The sequence below is a fragment of the Azospirillum largimobile genome (assembly GCF_977007025.2).
The window spans coordinates 288,282-305,945 of sequence record NZ_CDRMUA020000004.1; the positions used below are offsets into that span (position 1 = coordinate 288,282).

The following is a 17,664-nucleotide window of genomic DNA, read 5'->3' on the forward strand; positions in this document are numbered from 1 at the left end:
ATGTGCCGGCCGTGGCGCCGGTCCGGGTGCCTCCGCTGGGGAGAGGAGTACAACCCGTACGGTTGATCCCACAACGGGACCGGCGGGCTGTCAACGGAGAAGCAGGCCAAGTAAGGGGGTTCCATGAGCATCGCCGGACCGCGCATCTACAACCTGTTTCCGACCCTGGCTGGTCCCGTGCGCGATTGGGCCGGGCACCTGCCGCGGATCCAGGGGATGGGATTCGACTGGATCTTCCTGAACCCGATCCACCAGCCGGGCTTCTCCGGCAGTCTCTATGCCGTCAAGGATCCCTACCGGCTGCACGACGCGCTCCGCGGCGGATCGCATGAAAGCGATGACGAGCTGCTGCGCCGCTTTACGGCCGATGCCGGGGCGCACGGCCAGTCGGTGATGATGGACTTCGTCATCAACCACACCTCCCGCGATGCGCTGCTGGTCGACCGCCACCCCGACTGGTACAAGCGCGGCGCGGATGGCGACCTGCATCGCCCGGGCGCAGTCGATCCCAACAACACGGCGCATGTCACGGTGTGGGGCGACCTCGCCTCGCTGGACTACGACCGGGCGGACTCGCGCGCTGGGCTGATCGGCTACTGGTCCGACTATCTGCGCCATTACATCGGGCTGGGCGTTAAGGGCTTCCGCTGCGACGCCGCCTATCAGGTGCCGGCGGAGGTGTGGAAGAGCCTGATCGACGCCGCCCACGCCGTAAATCCGGAGGTGAAGTTCTTCGCGGAGACGCTGGGCTGCACGGTGGAACAGGTGCGCGAGCTGTGCGGTGCCGGCTTCGACTTCCTGTTCAACAGCGCCAAATGGTGGGATTTCAAGGCCGACTGGCTGCTGGACCAGTATGACGAATTCCGCTGGATCGCGCCGTCCATCGCCTTCCCGGAAAGCCACGACACCGACCGTCTGGCGGCGGAGGTCGGCAGCCAGGACGCGGTAAGGCTCGCTGCCCAGTTGAAGATGCATTACCTGTTCGCCGCCAGCTTCTCCACCGGCGTGCTGATGCCGGTCGGCTACGAATACGGCTTCACCCGCAAGCTGGACGTGGTGCGGACCAGCCCCGCCGATTGGGAGCAGCCGAAGCTCGACCTGACCGGCTTCATCGGCGCCGTCAACGCCATGAAGGCCGCAACCCCCGCCCTGAACGTCGAGGGGCCGCAGCGCCGCGTGACCTCCCCCCACAGCCCGGTGCTGGGGCTGATCCGGCAGGTGGACGGCGCCGCGCTCGACCAGCCCGACGGCTGCGCCATCCTGGTGCTGAATCCGGACGAGAACCGGCCGCACACGCTGGACGTCGGCCCGATCCTGGCCGCCACCGGCGGCACCTGGGAGGCGTTCGAGGATGTGACGCCGGAGGCCGATCCGCTGCCGATGGAACCCGGCGCGCCGATGATGCTGCGCCCGATGGAACTGCGCGTCTTCCGTGCCCGCGCCGCCCGCAGCCACCCGGTCGAACTCCACGACGTGGAGGAGCGGGAGTGGATGGATTCCATCGCGGCCGGCCGCATGACTATCGAGAACGTCTATCCGGAGCTGGACGGCGGCCGCTTCCCCATCAAGCGGGCGGTCGGCGACATGATGGAGGTGTGGGCCGACATCTACACCGACGGCACCTTCGTCCTCGCAGCCTCCGTCATGTACAAGGCGGACGGCGATGACGAGTGGAGCGAAGCGCCGATGCGCTTCCACGAGAACGACCGCTGGGTCGGCCGTGTGCCGCTGACCCGCAACGCCCGCTACACCTACAGCATCGAGGCCTGGCGCGACGTCTGGGAAAGCTGGCGCGCCGACTTCAAGAAGAAGGTCGATGCCGGCATGGTCGTCGACCTGGAATTGGTGGAGGGCCGCCGCTTCGTCGAGCAGGCGTTGGACCTGAACCATGGTGACGGGCGCGCCGCGCTTGAGGCGGTCATCGAGCGGATGCAGTCGCTGGCCGGCCGCGAGGCCATCGACTACGCCCTGTCGGACGAGCCGCGCCGCGTCATGGCGCTGTATGGCGAGCGGCAGTACAAGTCCCGCTATGTGCGCGAGCTGGAGGTCTATGTCGATCGCACCGCCGGCGCCTACTCGGCGTGGTTCGAGATCTTCCCGCGCTCGGCGTCGCCCGATCCGTCGCGTCCCGGTACGTTCGACGACGTGGTGAACCTGCTGCCCATGGTGCGCGACATGGGCTTCGACGTGCTGTACTTCCCGCCGATCCACCCCATCGGCCGTGCCTTCCGCAAGGGCAGGAACAACACGCTGAACCCCGGCCCAGATGATCCCGGCGTGCCCTATGCCATCGGCGCGGAGGAGGGCGGGCACGATGCCATCGACCCGATGATCGGCGATTTCGACGGCTTCCGCCGGCTGGTCCGCGAGGCCAAGCGCCATGGCATCGAGATCGCGCTGGATTTCGCAGTCCAATGCTCCCCCGACCATCCCTGGGTGAAGGAACATCCGCACTGGTTCTATTGGCGGCCCGACGGCACCATCCGCTACGCCGAGAATCCACCGAAGAAGTACCAGGACATCGTCAATGTCAGCTTCTACCGCCAGTCCTACCCGGACCTGTGGTACGCGCTGCGCGACGTGGTGCTGATGTGGTGTAAGGAGGGTGTGCGCATCTTCCGCGTCGACAACCCGCACACCAAGCCCTTCCCCTTCTGGGAATGGATGATCCGCGAGGTGCAGGACCGCTATCCCGACGCCCTGTTCCTGGCAGAGGCCTTCACCCGTCCGAAGCTGATGAAGCGATTGGCCAAGGTCGGCTTCACCCAGTCCTACAGCTACTTCACCTGGCGCAACACCAAGCCGGAGCTGACCGAGTACCTGACGGAGCTGACGCAGGGTGAATCGCGGGAGTACATGCGTCCCAACTTCTTCGCCAACACCCCCGACATCCTGCCGAAGATCCTGACGCAGGGCGGCCGGCCGGCGCACATGATGCGGGCGGTGCTGGCGGCGACGCTGGCGGGCGTCTACGGCCTGTACGGTCCATACCTGCTGTGCGAGGCGGAAGCCTATCCCGGCAAGGAGGAATACAACCACTCAGAGAAGTACGAGATCCGGCACTGGGATTGGAACCAGCCCGGCAACATCCGCGACTACGTCACCGCGATCAACCGCATCCGCCGCGAGAACCCGGCGCTGCAGCAGTTCACGAACCTGCGCTTCTACAACGCCTTCGACGACAACATCCTGCTCTACGGCAAGATGACGGCGGCCAAGGACAACGTGATCCTGATCGCGGTGAACCTCGACCCCTACAACGGCCATGGCGGGACCATCGAAGTGCCGCTGTGGGAACTGGGCTTGCCGGACGGCGCCCATGTCCAGGTGGAGGATCTGTTCAGCGGCCACCGCTTCACCTGGATCGGCAAGTTCCAGCATGTCTGGCTGGACCCCCGCCGCAACCCCGCGGCGATCTGGCGGATCGTGCCGCCGGGGGTGTGAGGGTCTCGTTGAGATGCCCCCACCCCGACCCTCCCCCGCTGGGCGGGGGAGGGGGACAGGAGCTTTGTCGGTGTTCGGCGGCAGTCCCTCCCCCGCCCTGCGGGGGAGGATAGGTGGGGGTCTAACCTTGCAGTACAGCCAGATACAAAAAAAGCGGCCCCGCAGGGCCGCTTTTTTCAATTCAGTCCACTCACCGATCAGCGGCGGCGGATCATCGTCACGCCGCCAACGGTCTTGTCGAGAAAGGCGATCATGGTGTCCGGCTTGTGGCCCACTGATGAGGCGGCGAAGGCCATCCACCAGCGCGCCATCGGCGTCGTCCAACCGTAGCGGTCGGCGATAACCTGAACATCCAGGGTAGAAGTCATGGTCGTCTGGGCAGTCGTCGTGGCGCCGGCGCGGGCCGCACCGGACGGGGTAACCTGGGATTCGACGCTGTGCATGGTTCCTCCCAACGGGGACATTCGGTGTCCGCCTGCGCGGTACCTTATCCCTCAACCGCCGGAAGGGGCAGAGTTGCTTTGGTCCTAACGGGTACTATACCTTTGGCTGCAAAGCCGAATGGTGCCGGGGCATCCTTCGGATAGGCGCATCAGATAATATTAGCGTTTCCAATGCGCTGACCGAGGTGCCCAGGCATGGTGGCGGCAGCCGATTGCCCGACCTTTCTATCGGAGCATGTCACCATGTCGCAGCTTTGTCCCACGGCCTCTCACTTGGCGGCGAGCAGAGCCCGCGGCGCGCGGTCGGCGCCGCTCGCCAGAGGCATCTTCGGGTTGCCGATCCAGGCGACGATGTCGTTCACCACCAGCCCGCCCTTCAGGTCGCGCAGCAGCATGTGATAGCCGTCGGGATAGACCGCGACGACGTGCCGGCCGCCGGCCTCGAAGTCCTTCAGCGCACGCTCCACCGGCCGCGGCGGCAGCACCTCCTCATGCGCGCCGTAGAGCACCAGCGACGGCGTCTGCAACTGCTGACAGGCGTCGAGCGCGGCCCCCATCAGGTCGGTCAGCCCCTCCAGCGCATCGACGCGCGAGCCCTTGATGACCAGCGGGTCGCGGCCCAGCGCCCGCAGCATCTCGATGTTGTCGGATGGCTTGATGTTCATGTCGCGTGGCGGGTGCAACACCATGCCGGGCACCAGATTGTAGGTGACCCACAGGGCGGCGCGCGGGAAGAAGCCCATCGCCTGCCGGCCCCAGACCGCGGGAGCCACAAGGATGGTGCCGTCGACCTTGGGTGGGTTGGGACCGGTCATGGATGTGAGCACCACCGCACCGCCCATGCTTTCGCCCATCAGGTAGACCGGCACGCCGGGATGGCGCTTGCGCACCATCTCCACCGCGGTGCCGGCGTCGCTGACCAGGGTCGGCGTGCCGGCCCACACGCCGCGGTCGCGGGTGGCGCCGAAGCCGCGCTGGTCGTAGGCGTAGGTGGCGATGCCGGCCGTGGCGAACTCGCGGCCTGCGCCGTCGAAGGCGTTGGAATAGTCGTTGTAGCCGTGCAGGGCCACGACGGCGGCCCGCACCTTGCCGTCGGCCGGAAGCCAGGACCGCATCGGCAGTTCGAAGCCGTCGGCGGCGATCAGCACCTTGTCATTCAACTGCGGCTGGACGACGGCCGCTCCCATCGGCTGGAAATCCGCGGCACAGCCGCCAAGCAGAAGTCCCAACCCGAGAACAGCCGCCAATCCGCTACGCCGCATGGACTACCCCTGTGTTGCCATGTGCACCACCCGTCAGTTGGAGGAATATATCCTCCAGATCCGATTCCTCGGTCGTGACATCGATGATCCCGATGCCTGATGCGGCCAGCGCCGACAGGATGGCGCCCGCGCGCTGCCGGCTGGGCTGGTAGCGGACGACCATCCGCCGCGGCTCCGGCAACTCAACCGTGTAGCCTTCCAGCGAGGGCGGGGCGGCGGACAGGTCACGCTCCAGCGTCAGGCACAGCGCCTTGTTGTCGACACGGCGCAGCAGGGTCCGCTTCGGTTCGCAGGCCACCACCTGCCCATGGTTGATGATGGCGATGGTGTCGCACAACTCCTCCGCCTCCTGGAGGTAGTGGGTGGTCAGCAGCACCGTGGTGCCGGACTTGTTCAGCGTGCGCACATAGTCCCAGAGCTGTCGGCGCAGTTCCACGTCCACGCCGGCGGTCGGCTCGTCCAGGATCAGCACCGGCGGGGTGTGCACCATCGCCTTCGCCACCATCAGCCGGCGCTTCATGCCGCCGGACAGGGAGCGGGCATGGGCATCTGCCTTGTCGGCCAGCCCGACGGCGTCCAGCAGCTCCTCCGTCCGGCGCTCCTTCTTCGGCACGCCGTAGAGGCCGGCCTGAAGCTCCAGCATTTCGCGCGGGGTGAAGAAGGGGTCCATGTTCAGTTCCTGCGGCACCACGCCGATGGAGGCGCGGGCGCGGCGCGGCTGCTCCGACACCTCGTGGCCCCAGATGCTGGCGGTGCCGCCGGTCTTGTTCACCAGCCCGGCGAGGATGTTGATCATCGTCGACTTGCCGGCGCCGTTGGGGCCGAGCAGCCCGAACAGCGATCCGCGCGGAATGGCGAGGTCGATGCCCTTCAGCGCATGCTTCGGCCCGGCCTTGCCGGTCGGCTGGTAGATCTTGGTCAGGCCGCGCAGCTCCACCGCGTTGGCCGGGAGCGAGACGGGCGTGGGGGTATCGGTGGGCGCGGCCATTGATCCTGAACCATGATGATTGCGGTTGGCGAAAAAGCCCGGCGATCCGGTGGTTTCCCCCGTTGATCCGCGGCGCGCGATGGGTATCATCCGGCCCGCGCGCGCGGAACCCTGAACGGGGGCCCGGACAGCGGGCGTGTCCACGATGGCGTGAACCGGCGCGCCTGTCAAAACAGAGGATGACTGCCATGCAGCCGACCGAGACGATCCTTGTTGAAACCTCGACCGTCGGGTGCGACGGCGGCGGCGGCGCGCTGGGCCATCCGCTGGTCTACCTGACGCTGGATCGCGAAGGGCAGGTGGAATGCCCCTACTGCTCGCGCATCTACAAGCTGAAGGAAGGCGCCAAGGTCGCCCACGGTCATTGACCCAAGGGCATTAACTGGCCTTCGGCCGGGCCGCCCCGGTTACGGGCGGCCGGCCAGCAGGACCAGCACGGCAAGCGCCAGCAGCGCCGACAGCCCCTGCCAGAAGGCCAGCGGGTTGCGGTCGATCAGCGGCCGGCGCCGCGCGCCCTGGCCATGCTTGCGCGGGTGGCGCAGGTCGAACAGGAACTCCGACAATTCCTGATAGCGCTTGGCGGGGTCCGGATGGACCGCCTTGCGCAGCACCTCGTCCAGCCAGATGGGAATGTCCCGCTCGTCGTGCAGGGCGGTGCGGTAGACCAGCTTGCGCTGGCGCGCCCGCGTGGTGGCCGTCGCCGCATCGCCGCCATAGGGCAGGCGGCCGGTCAGCATCTGGTAGGCGATCACCCCCAGCGCATAGAGATCCGACGCGGGCGTCCCGCCTTCCCCCAGGAAATATTCCGGCGCCGTGTACTGCACGGTGCCCAGGATTTCACCGCGGTCGGCGTCGGGCATGGTCTCCAGGATGCCGGGCACCAGAACGGAGCCGAAATCGACGATCTTCACGGTTCCGGTGCGGTCGATCATCACGTTGTCGGGCCGCAGGTCCTGGTGCAGCATCTCCAGCCGGTGGAAGGCCTGCAGCCCCTTGCCGATCTGCTCGACGATGGCGCGCACGGCGGGCAGGTCGGGACTGGGATGGTCGCGCATCCACTGAGTCAGCGTCTGCCCCTCGATATACTCGGTCGCGATATAAAGGTGACGGCGCGGACGGCTTTGCGGCGGCGGTTTCAGCACATGCGGGCTGTTCACCCGCCGGGCGATCCATTCCTCCATCAGGAAGCGACGCAGGTGCGCGCGGTCGTCGCGCCGGTCGATGGCGGGAATCTTCAGCACCACCGCCGGGCCGCCGTCGCCATCCTGGGCCAGATAGACGTGGCTGCGGCTGCTGGCGTGCAACTCCCGCAGGATCCGGTAACCCTCGAACTCCGCCCGCGGCTCCAGCAGGGGCGGCAGCGGAAGGTCGGACAGGCGGTGGAACAGGTCGACGGCATCCGGATCGGGCACGGCGTCGATGCGCAGGATCTGGATCGTCAGATTGTCCGGACTGCCGCGCCGTAGCGCCTCATCGACCGCGAGTCGCGCCGCCCGGTCCAGATCGTTCGAGTTTTCGGCGATCGTGCTGATTAAAAAATCGGCATCGATATGCTCGTAGACACCGTCGGTCGCCAGCAGGAAGACGTCGCCCGGCTCCACTGCCACCTCGCGGTAGTCGATCTCCAGATGCGGCGCCACGCCCATCGCCCGGCCGAGATAGCTGACCTCCGACGAGACGACCACCCGGTGATCGGTGGTCAGCTGCTCCAGCGACCGGCCGGCGATGCGGTAGATGCGGGAATCGCCGACATGGAACAGGTGCGCCGTGGCCGATTTCAGCACAAGCGCGCTCAGCGTGCAGGCATAGCCGCGGTCCTGGTCGTAGCGGTATTCGCTGCGCCGGTTCTGGGCGTGCAGCCAGGAATTGGTCGCGGCCAGCACGCGCTGCGCCGCCGTCTTCACCGACCAGCTTTCCGGCGTGCAGTAATAGTCGGTCAGGAAGCTCTTCACCGCGGATTCGCTGGCGATGTGGCTGACCGGGCTGCTGCTGATGCCGTCGGCCAGCGCCACGGCGATGCCCTTCATCCCCAGTAGCGGGGCCACCGGGATCAGGGCGCCGTGAAAGTCCTGGTTGGCGTCCTTCCGTCCCTTGTCGGACGATTGGCCGATCGATATCCGCAACTCTTTCACAATGCCGGTTCCGTCAAGGAAAACCCCGGCCCGATCCGGACCGGGGTCGCTCAAGGACTGTAGGAGGGAAGAGGGGCCTTACTCGGCCGGCTGCAGACCGGTCTGCTGCAGGCGGCGCTTCGGCGCGGTGCGGACATGGGTGGCGTAGAGCGTCAGGCCGGTGAAGGCCAGTCCGCCGACCAGATTGCCGAGCACGGTCGGCAGCTCGTTCCAGATCATGTAGTCCATGACCGAGAAGTTGCCGCCCATCAGCATCGCCGACGGGAACAGGAACATGTTCACCACCGAATGCTCGAAGGTCATGCCGAAGAACAGCATGATCGGCATCCACATGGCGATCACCTTGCCGCTGACGGAGGTGGAGATCATCGCCCCCACCACGCCGGTGGAGACCATCCAGTTGCACAGCACGCCGCGCAGGAAGATGGTCAGCATGCCGGCCGCGCCATACTGCGCGTAGCCCAGCGTCCGGTTTTCCCCGATGTGCGAGATGACCGAGCCGACCTTGTCCGGCGGGGTGGAGAAGCCGTAGGTGAAGACGATCGACATCATCACCGCCACCGTCAGCGCGCCCAGGAAGTTGCCGAGGAAGACCAGCCCCCAGTTGCGCAGGATGCCGCCGACGGTCACGCCGGGCCGCTTGTCGATCAGCGCCAGCGGCGTCAGCACGAACACGCCCGTCAGCAGATCGAAGCCCAGCAGATACAGCATGCAGAAGCCGACGGGGAACAGGATGGCGCCGATGATCGGGAACCCCGTCTGGACCGTGACCGTGACGGCGAAGACCGCTGCGAGCGCCAGGATCGCACCCGCCATGAAGGCCCGGATGACGGTGTCGCGGGTGGACATGAAAATCTTGGATTCGCCGGCATCCACCATTTTGGTGACGAACTCGGAGGGCACCAAATACGACATGACAAGTCCCCTTGGAACATGTGCTGAAGGAACGGCAAGCAGCGTCGGGTCCGACCCGCGCGGCACCGGTCCGGTGCGGGGGCCAGGGAATGGCAGACGCGTTGCGTGTGGTTTTGGGTGCGAGCCGAGCCTTTGGCCTCGCGCTGGTCAAGCCGCCGTTGGCTTGCCGCCGACAACCCTGCACGGGGCATGCCAGTCCGCCGAATGCGCGGAAATGGAGCGATTTCCACAGCCGGGTGGATTGTCGATGCCGACGCCGGCTGTGGCGATTGCTCAAACACTGTGCGGTGGTGAGTAAAAATCAGCCATTCGCATAGGAATGACTGTGATCGTAGGGCAGGGGGCACCATCCTCCACTCGGGGCCAAGTCTTTCAGTTTTTCAATATAGTGCGTACAAATGACCTTTACCGATCAATGGCTTGCCTCCTTGCATCGGCAAGACCCCTGCTCATTGGACAGGATGGGTTACCTTTTTGTTATATTTTCCCTTCGTACTATGCCACAGTATGACCGATGACGCTTGACGGGCGTTGTCGGGCCGACGTCTACTTTGCCGCATTGCGGAAAGGTGGAGATTCCACAATCGTTGTTTGAGTTGTACGCTTATGTTGTTTCCAGGCGGTTCGGGATTGGCGTCGGATGAGGCGCGTGCAATGAGTCACGAGACGGAAGAGCAGTACCGCAGCATCTTCGAAAATGCCGTCGAGGGCATTTATCAGACCACCGTCGACGGGCGATACCTTCGGGTCAATCCGGCGCTTGCCGACATCTATGGCTACGCGTCGCCGGAAGACCTGATCGCCAACCTCACCGACATCGCCTGCCAACTCTACGTCGATCCCGGCAAGCGGGAGGCCTTCGCCGACCTGATGGCCCGCCAGGACCGCGTCCACAGTTTCGAGGCGCGCGTCTTCCGCCGCGACGGATCCATCATCTGGATTTCGGAGAGCGCGCGTTGCGTGCGCGATACCGACGGCCGCATCCGCTATTACGAAGGCACCGTTCAGGACATCACCGAGCGCAAGCAGCACGAGGAGAAGATCCGGCTGCTCGCCACCGTGTTCGACAGCGTCGCCGACGGCATCCTGATCGTCGATCCGGAACTGACGGTCCAGGCGATCAACCCGGCCTACGAGATCATGACCGGCTTCCAGCGGGAGGAACTGCTGCGCCGGCCGCTGGTCCTCTTCGCCCCCGGCTCGCACGAGCGCGACTTCATCGACGCCATCTGGACCACCGCCCGCCAGTCCGGCCGCTGGCAGGGGGAGGTCACCAGCTTCCGCCATTCCGGCGACGCCTTCGCCGCCGCCCTGTCGGTGACGTCGGTCCGGGCGCCGAACGGCGTGCTGGAACATTACGTCCTCACCATCGCCGACATCAGCCAGCGCAAGTCGCAGGAACACCAGATCCGCTATCAGGCCAGCTTCGACCGGCTGACCGACCTGCCCAACCGCTGGCTGGTCTGCGAGCGGCTGGAGGAGGCGATCGTCCGCGCCCAGCGCAGCAAGAGCAAGGTCGCGGTCGCCTTCCTCGACCTCAACCGCTTCAAGCAGGTCAACGACACGCTGGGCCACCATGCCGGCGACGAGTTGCTGAAGCTGGTGGCGCGGCGCCTGCGCAACTGCACCCGCATGACCGACACCGTCGGCCGGCTGGGCGGGGACGAGTTCCTGATCGTCGCACCCGACGCCGCCGACCGCTCTGCCGGCGCCCGGCTGGTGGAAAAGGTGCTCTATTCGATGGACGAGCCCTTCGCCGTCCACAATCAGGAGCTTTTCTGCGGTGCGTCCATCGGCATCGCCTTCTATCCCGACGATGGCGAGACGGCGGATCAGCTTCTGCGCAACGCCGACCTCGCCATGTATCACGCCAAGCGCAACCCGGAGCACAAATACGTCTTCTATGACGGCGGGATGCGCGAGCGGTCGGGCTTCACGCTGGGGCTGGAGAGCGACCTGCGCCGCGCCAGCGGCGGCGGCGAGTTCGAGTTGCATTTCCAGCCGAAGATCGACCTTGCCGGAAACCGCACCATCGGGGCGGAGGCGCTGATCCGCTGGCGCCACCCGATCCGTGGCATGGTCAGCCCGGCGGAGTTCATCCCGCTGGCCGAGGAAACCGGCCTGATCTGGGAAATCGGTGCCTGGACGCTGATCGAATCCTGCCGCCGGCTGGCCGACTGGATAAGGCGCGACCTGCCGATCCCGTCCGTCTCGGTCAACCTGTCGCCGCGCCAGTTCCAGGACGCCCGCCTCGTGGGCTTCGTCCGCAGCGTGGTGGAGTCCGCCGGCATCCCGCCCGGGCGGCTGGAGCTGGAACTGACCGAGGGCGCGATGATCGGCGACATCGAAAAGGCGGTGACCATCCTGAACGGGCTGAAGGACATCGGCGTCCGCCTGTCCATCGACGATTTCGGCACCGGCTATTCCTCGCTGGCCTATCTGAAGCGATTCCCCATCGACACGCTGAAGATCGACCGCAGCTTCGTCCGCGACATCGTCAAGTCCACCACCGATCCGGCCATCGTCGGCACCATCGTAAACCTCGCCGAAAGCCTGGGCTTCGACACCATCGCCGAGGGGGTGGAGACGCAGGAGCAGGCCGACATGCTGCGCCAGCAGCGCTGCACCCGCATCCAGGGCTTCCTGATCAGCCGGCCGCTGCCGGTCGACCAGTTCGAAGCTTTTCTCGGCAACAGCGTGGTTCCGGCCTGAGACGCCGGCGGGTTGTGGGCGGCGCATTTCACCGTCATCCGCACAACCCTATGCCCAATGACAGGATCGACGAAATTTAGATAGTGGTAGGGTTTCCTTTACGTTTAGGGTGCGAACCTTAAGTAGACACATTATTTCGCTCCCGGCGACATGATGCGTCGGAAACCGCCTGTCCCACAGCGATCCCTGTCGAGGCCCCATGACATCGGACGTCGCACGCTTCCTCGGCTTCGCGTTCGCCAACGCGGACGTGCTGATCGAGGTGGATGCGCGCGGGACCATCGGATTTGCCGCCGGGGCCTTGCAGAATCTCCTGGGCATCACGGACACGGAGCTGATCGGCCAGCCCATCGACCGGGTGGTGGCGGCCGGCGACCGCGGGCTGGTGCGGCGCCTGCTGCGCACCGCCGGGTCCAACCGCCGGCTGCAGCCGCGTGCCGTCGAGCTTGCCGGCGGCGTCCAGGCCAACCTGTCCGGCTACAGGCTGGGCCGTTCCCCCAACGTGCAACTGACGCTCACGCGGTCGGAGAGCGGCGCCGGCAGCACGACGCAGCCGGCCCGCGATGCGGAGACCGGGCTTCTCGACCCCGACGCCTTCCAGGCGCAGTTGGGCGAGCGATTCGGCGTCCATGTCGGCAACGCGCCGCCGAAGCTGACGCTGATCAAGATCGCCGATTTCGGCGAGGTGAAGTCGCGGCTCGGACCCGAATTGACATTGCGCCTGCTGGGGGAGGTGGGGGCGCTGCTGCGCGTCCACGCCGCCGACGACACGCTGGCGACCCGGCTGGGAGAGGACCGATTCGGCCTCGTCCATGGCAGCGACGTGTCGGCCGGCGCGCTGGCGAGCGAGATCGCGGTGACCGGAGCCGGCCTGCTGCCGGACGGCCTGCCCGTGGCTTCGGAGAACCTGACGCTCGACATGGCGGCGCCCGGCCTCAGCCGGGAGGATGCCGGGCGCGTGCTGATGTTCACGGTGAAGAGCTTCGCCGAGGATGGCACCGGCTTCGACATCGCCACCATGCATGACGCGGTGAAGCTGCTGGTCGACCAGACGGTGACGCGGGTGACCAGCCTGCGCTCCACACTGACCGACGACCGGCTGAAGCTGCAGTTCCAGCCCATCGTCTCGCTCGCCACCCGCGGGCTGCACCATTACGAGGCGCTGGCCCGTTTCCCCAACGGCGCCCCCGGCCCGACCATCGCCTTCGCCGAGCAGGTGGGCATGGTCCATGACGTCGACCTGCTGGTCTGCGAGAAGGCGCTGGAGGTTCTGGCCGCCGATCCCGGCCTGCAGATCGCCGTCAACATGTCGGCAGCCTCGCTGGGCAGCGACATCTTCGTCGTCGCCTTCCAGCAACTGGTCGCCCGCAATCCGGCGCTGCGGTCCCGCCTGCTGGTGGAGGTGACGGAGTCGACCGGCCTCACCGACCTGCCGCGCGCCGCCCGCATCCTGGAGGATCTGCGCCGCGCCGGGCACCGCATCTGTCTGGACGATTTCGGCGCCGGTGCCGCCTCCTTCCCCTATATCCAGGCGCTGCCGGTCGATTTCGTGAAGATCGACGGCAGCTATGTGAAGCGGCTGGGCGGCAGTCCGCGCGACGACGCCATTCTGAGGGCCATGGTGGGGCTGTGCCGGGAAGTCCGCGTGCAGGTGATCGCCGAGATGGTGGAAACCCCTGATCAGGCGGCGCAGCTCAACGCCTGGGGCTTCGAACTGGCCCAGGGTTATCACTTCGGCAGGCCCGCCGACCAGCCCGTGTATCAGGCACCCGGCCTGTTCACGCCGCCGCGCCCGCGCCCCGGCTTCGCCGACGGCCGGGTCTGACCGCTCCGACCCAGGTCGTAGGACGAAATCTTTTTCGCAGAGGTGGAATGAAAGCGGGGGCCTTCGCGTTCATCCGATCAAAGGGGAACAACCGCTTCCCGACACCAGGAGGACGCCGGAATGACTGGCCGTTTTGGGTTTGGATTGAAAGCCGTGGTTCTGGGCGCTCTGGTCGCCGGATCGATGCTGGGCGTGACCGTCAGCCAGGCGGAAGCGCATGACGGCTGGCGCGGGCGCGGCGATCACGGCCGCGAATGGTATGGTCCCGGCCGTGGCGGCCCGGAGTGGCGCCGCTGGGATCGTCCCCGCCATCACCACAGGCATTGGCGCGAGCGCGACGTCTATTATGCCCCGCCCCCGGTCATCTACGCCCCGCCCCCGCCGCCGCGGGTGATCTATGCGCCGCCGCCGCCGGTCATCTATGCGCCGGCGCCCGTCGCCCCCGGATTCGGCTTCAGCGTCAACATCCGCTGATCGGGCGGCCGGCCTCCACCGGCGAAAAAGGACGGCTTCCGGCCGGGCGCGTGCCGCATTATGGTGCGCCCGGTTCGGACAGCCGCCCCGCCGGGGCGCAGCAGCCAGGGAGACGGCCTTTGCGGGTTCTTAGTGTGTGTGCCGCGGTGGCGGGAAGCCTTCTGATCGCCACCTCCGCCAGCGCGGCGGAGCCCCGCCTGATGGCGGCGCTCGGCAACACGATTCTGACGATGACCGATATCGGGCCGAAGCACACGCAGGTCTCGGTCAACGACAAGCCGGTCTTCGAGGACAAGGAGAGCGACATGCTGTCCTTTGTCGGCGCCTATTCCCTGAAAGACCGCTGGATCGCCCTGTTCCAGGCCGACACCGGCGCCAAGGACTGCCCGACCCGCTTCCGCATCCTTGAGGTCGGCGGGCCGCAGCCGGTGGTCTCCTATCCCTTCGGCTCCTGCAGCGACGCCGCCCAGGTCACCATCGACAACGACATGCTGACCGTTTCGATGCCGCAGCCGGCAGGCGGCGGCGAAGCCGCCTGGACCTACCGCAACGGCAAGATCGGCCGCACGAAGTAGTCGGCGGGCAGAGGTGTCGGCAGGGCTGCGCATCCGGTGTGGCTGGGCGTCGCTGCCGGTCGATTGACGGGCGGGGGCGCAGCTTTTAAGGTCCGGACCTCCGCACATTCCCGTTCCGGGACAGGAAGTCCGCCCATGAAGATCAGCCAGCCCAGCCGCCGCCCCAACAATCCGCTCTTCTCCTCGGGTCCGTGCGCGAAGCGACCGGGCTGGTCGCTCGATGCGCTGGATGGCGCGCTGCTCGGCCGCTCCCACCGCTCCAAGCCGGGCAAGGCCAAGCTGAAGGAGGTCATCGACCTCACCCGCGCGGTTCTTGCCATCCCCGGCGACTACCGCATCGGCATCGTCCCGGCCTCCGACACCGGTGCGGTGGAAATGGCGCTGTGGTCGATGCTGGGCGCCCGCGGCGTCGACATGCTGGCCTGGGAAAGCTTCGGCAAGGAATGGGTGACGGATGTCGCCAAGCAGCTGAAGCTGCCGGACGTTCGCAACCTGATCGCCCCCTACGGCGAACTGCCGGACCTGTCGTCGGTCGATTTCAGCCGCGACGTGGTCTTCACCTGGAACGGCACCACCGCCGGCGTCCGCGTGCCCGACGGCGACTGGATCGCGGACGACCGCGAAGGGCTGACCATCTGCGACGCCACCTCCTCGGCCTTCGCCATGGCGATGCCCTGGAACAAGATCGACGTCGCCACCTGGTCCTGGCAGAAGGTGCTTGGCGGCGAGGCGGCGCACGGCATGCTGGTGCTGAGCCCGCGCGCGGTGGAGCGCCTGGAGAGCTTCCAGCCCGATCGGCCGCTGCCGAAGATCTTCCGCCTGACCAAGAACGGCAAGCTGATCGACGGCATTTTCGAAGGCGACACCATCAACACCCCATCGATGCTCTGCGTCGAGGATGCGATCGACAGCCTGCGCTGGGCCTTGTCGGTTGGCGGCCTGACCCAGTTGATCCGCCGGTCGGAGCAGAACCTGCGCATCGTCGCGGAATGGGCGGAGGCCAGCAGCTGGGCCGGCTTCCTCGCCAAGGAAACCGCGACCCGCTCCTGCACCTCCATCTGCCTGCGCTTCACTGATCCGGAGGTGACCGCCCTGTCGGAGGAAGCCCAGGCGACCTTCGCCAAGAAGCTGACTGCGCTGCTGGAGAAGGAGGAGGCCGCCTTCGACACCGGTTCCTACCGCGACGCCCCTCCGGGCCTGCGTCTGTGGGGCGGGGCGACGGTGGAGAACGACGATATGGAGGCGGTGCTGCCCTGGCTCGACTGGGCCTTCGCTACCGTCAAGGCGGAGATGCTCGGCCCCAAGTAGGCCTGATGCTGCGCGCAGCAGAGCACGAAGCGTAAGCCGGGCCTTAGTCCACAGGCCTGTCCGACTCGGATCCTGAGCCCCGCCGTGGCGTGAATGCCACAGCGGGGCATTTTGCGTTGAGCGTTTTTGTGCTGTGCAGCAAAGGATCCGGCCAAGGAACCATACGTACACAGCAGCATTTCTGCACCAGTGTGTCCGGCCCGACGCGGCATGCGGGCTGGCAAGCTTGACCATGGTTATCCACAGAACCGTGGACAAGGTGGTGGATAACCCTGTTGAACCATCGGTCGCGCCTATCCGGAAACCGCAGTGGCCGAAGCGGGGCCGATTCGCCCCCTGAGTCGCCGAACGGGCGGCGCGGATCCCCGGTTGAGGCGCGGCCCTATCCCGAAGATGGGCTGGCGATCCTGCGGTTGTGTCCCGAACCTTAGGGTGGGAATTCCGGCGGCTCTGCTGCGCTGCGGCGGGACCGGTCACAACGAAGGAAGGGCTTGGACGGACCATGGCGCACTACCTCATCACCGGCGGCTGCGGTTTCATCGGCTCGCATCTGGCCGACCGGCTGCTGGCCGACGGGCATCGGGTGACGATCCTCGACAACCTGTCGAGCGGCCGGCTGGACAACAAGCCGGAGGCGGCGAAGCTGGTGGTGGGCGACGTGGCCGATCCGGATGCGGTGCGCGAGGCGATGGCCGGCGACCATGGCGAAGGGGTGGACGGCGTCTTCCACCTCGCCGCCGTCGCCTCCGTGCAGAAATCGCGGGAGCTGTGGGCGGAGACCCACCGCACCAACCTGCTGGGCACCGTCACCGTGTTCGAGGCGGCGCGCGACGCCAAGCGCGGCGGCCCGATCCCCGTGGTCTACGCCTCGTCCGCCGCCATCTACGGCGACAACACCAACACCCCGCTGAAGGAGGATGAGCTTCCGCGTCCGCTGTCCGCCTATGGCGTGGACAAGTTGGGCTGCGAGATGCACGCCCGCGTCGCATGGTCGATCCAGGGGGTGCCGACGGTCGGCTTCCGCTTCTTCAACGTCTATGGGCCGCGGCAGGACCCGATGTCGCCCTACAGCGGCGTGATCTCCATCTTTGCCCGCCGGGTGGCGCGCGGCGAGGATGTGGAGATCCACGGCGACGGCCAGCAGGTCCGCGACTTCGTCTTCGTCGGCGACGTGGTGCGCATCCTGGCGCTGGCGATGGAGCGGCGTTTCGCCGGCGCGCAGGTGTTCAACCTCTGCACCGGCCGCGCGACCTCCCTGGTCATGCTGCTGGACGTCCTGCAGGAGCTGTGCGGCAGCCAAGTCCGCCGCCGCCACTCGGAGCCGCGGGCCGGCGACATCCGCGTGTCGATCGGCGACCCGTCGCTGATGCGCTCCACCTTCGACACCGTCTGTCAGGTCGGCCTTCTCCAGGGGCTGAGCGCAACCCTGACCGGCCGCATGCCTTGAGGTCGGGGCCGCTACCGGAGTATGAGGGGGACGGAAGATTCAGGTGAGCAGAGCATGACGAGGGTGGCGACGGAATCCTCCTCTCCCCCCTGGGGAGAGGGCCAGGGAGAGGGCCGGGGTGAGGGGGATGCGCCGCGAC

At 66.8% G+C, this 17,664-nt stretch carries 13 protein-coding genes; 8 read left to right on the top strand and 5 right to left on the bottom strand.

The window, feature by feature from the left end:
- The first annotated feature begins 123 nt into the window (after positions 1-123).
- On the top strand, positions 124-3,444 hold the full coding sequence (locus ACWPKK_RS22850; protein WP_452008824.1) for a maltotransferase domain-containing protein: 3,321 nt from the start codon (positions 124-126) through the stop codon (positions 3,442-3,444).
- A 197-nt stretch (positions 3,445-3,641) separates the two neighbouring features.
- Here ACWPKK_RS22850 and ACWPKK_RS22855 read toward each other — a convergent pair whose 3' ends face one another.
- The 3 genes from ACWPKK_RS22855 to ACWPKK_RS22865 all read right to left on the bottom strand — a co-directional run bounded on the left by ACWPKK_RS22855 (position 3,642) and on the right by ACWPKK_RS22865 (position 6,137).
- Positions 3,642-3,887, bottom strand: coding sequence for a hypothetical protein (locus ACWPKK_RS22855; RefSeq protein ID WP_324864789.1), 246 nt, complete (start codon positions 3,885-3,887; stop codon positions 3,642-3,644).
- Positions 3,888-4,156: 269 nt separating this feature from the next.
- Entirely contained in the window at positions 4,157-5,074 is a 918-nt protein-coding gene (locus ACWPKK_RS22860) for an alpha/beta hydrolase (protein ID WP_452008826.1), read from the bottom strand.
- Between the two features lie 64 nt (positions 5,075-5,138).
- Entirely contained in the window at positions 5,139-6,137 is a 999-nt protein-coding gene (locus tag ACWPKK_RS22865) for an ABC transporter ATP-binding protein (RefSeq protein ID WP_324864793.1), read from the bottom strand.
- A 179-nt stretch (positions 6,138-6,316) separates the two neighbouring features.
- On the opposite strand from ACWPKK_RS22865, the gene ACWPKK_RS22870 reads away from it, so the two are divergent.
- Positions 6,317-6,505 carry a zinc-finger domain-containing protein gene (locus ACWPKK_RS22870; RefSeq protein ID WP_149225818.1) on the top strand — a complete coding sequence of 63 codons (189 nt, stop codon included), beginning with the start codon at positions 6,317-6,319 and terminating at the stop codon, positions 6,503-6,505.
- Between the two features lie 39 nt (positions 6,506-6,544).
- On the opposite strand, the gene ACWPKK_RS22875 is transcribed toward ACWPKK_RS22870, so the two are convergent.
- A complete protein-coding gene (locus tag ACWPKK_RS22875) occupies positions 6,545-8,260 on the bottom strand; it encodes a protein kinase domain-containing protein (RefSeq protein ID WP_452008830.1) in 1,716 nt (571 codons plus the stop codon).
- An 87-nt stretch (positions 8,261-8,347) separates the two neighbouring features.
- On the bottom strand, positions 8,348-9,184 hold the full coding sequence (locus ACWPKK_RS22880; RefSeq protein ID WP_149225819.1) for a formate/nitrite transporter family protein: 837 nt from the start codon (positions 9,182-9,184) through the stop codon (positions 8,348-8,350).
- A gap of 654 nt (positions 9,185-9,838) precedes the next feature.
- Between ACWPKK_RS22880 and ACWPKK_RS22885 the strand changes: the two genes are divergently transcribed.
- From ACWPKK_RS22885 to ACWPKK_RS22910, 6 genes are all read left to right on the top strand, one after another.
- Entirely contained in the window at positions 9,839-11,896 is a 2,058-nt protein-coding gene (locus ACWPKK_RS22885) for a sensor domain-containing protein (protein ID WP_452008833.1), read from the top strand.
- A gap of 199 nt (positions 11,897-12,095) precedes the next feature.
- A complete protein-coding gene (locus ACWPKK_RS22890; RefSeq protein WP_452008835.1) occupies positions 12,096-13,721 on the top strand; it encodes an EAL domain-containing protein in 1,626 nt (541 codons plus the stop codon).
- A gap of 120 nt (positions 13,722-13,841) precedes the next feature.
- Entirely contained in the window at positions 13,842-14,195 is a 354-nt protein-coding gene (locus ACWPKK_RS22895; RefSeq protein ID WP_324864805.1) for a hypothetical protein, read from the top strand.
- 146 nt (positions 14,196-14,341) lie between these two features.
- Positions 14,342-14,770: a hypothetical protein gene (locus tag ACWPKK_RS22900; RefSeq protein WP_452008837.1), complete on the top strand. Its 429-nt coding sequence runs from the start codon at positions 14,342-14,344 to the stop codon at positions 14,768-14,770.
- A 135-nt stretch (positions 14,771-14,905) separates the two neighbouring features.
- On the top strand, positions 14,906-16,078 hold the full coding sequence (locus ACWPKK_RS22905; RefSeq protein ID WP_452008840.1) for a phosphoserine transaminase: 1,173 nt from the start codon (positions 14,906-14,908) through the stop codon (positions 16,076-16,078).
- A 502-nt stretch (positions 16,079-16,580) separates the two neighbouring features.
- Entirely contained in the window at positions 16,581-17,525 is a 945-nt protein-coding gene (locus tag ACWPKK_RS22910; protein WP_452008842.1) for an SDR family NAD(P)-dependent oxidoreductase, read from the top strand.
- Positions 17,526-17,664 lie beyond the last annotated feature (139 nt).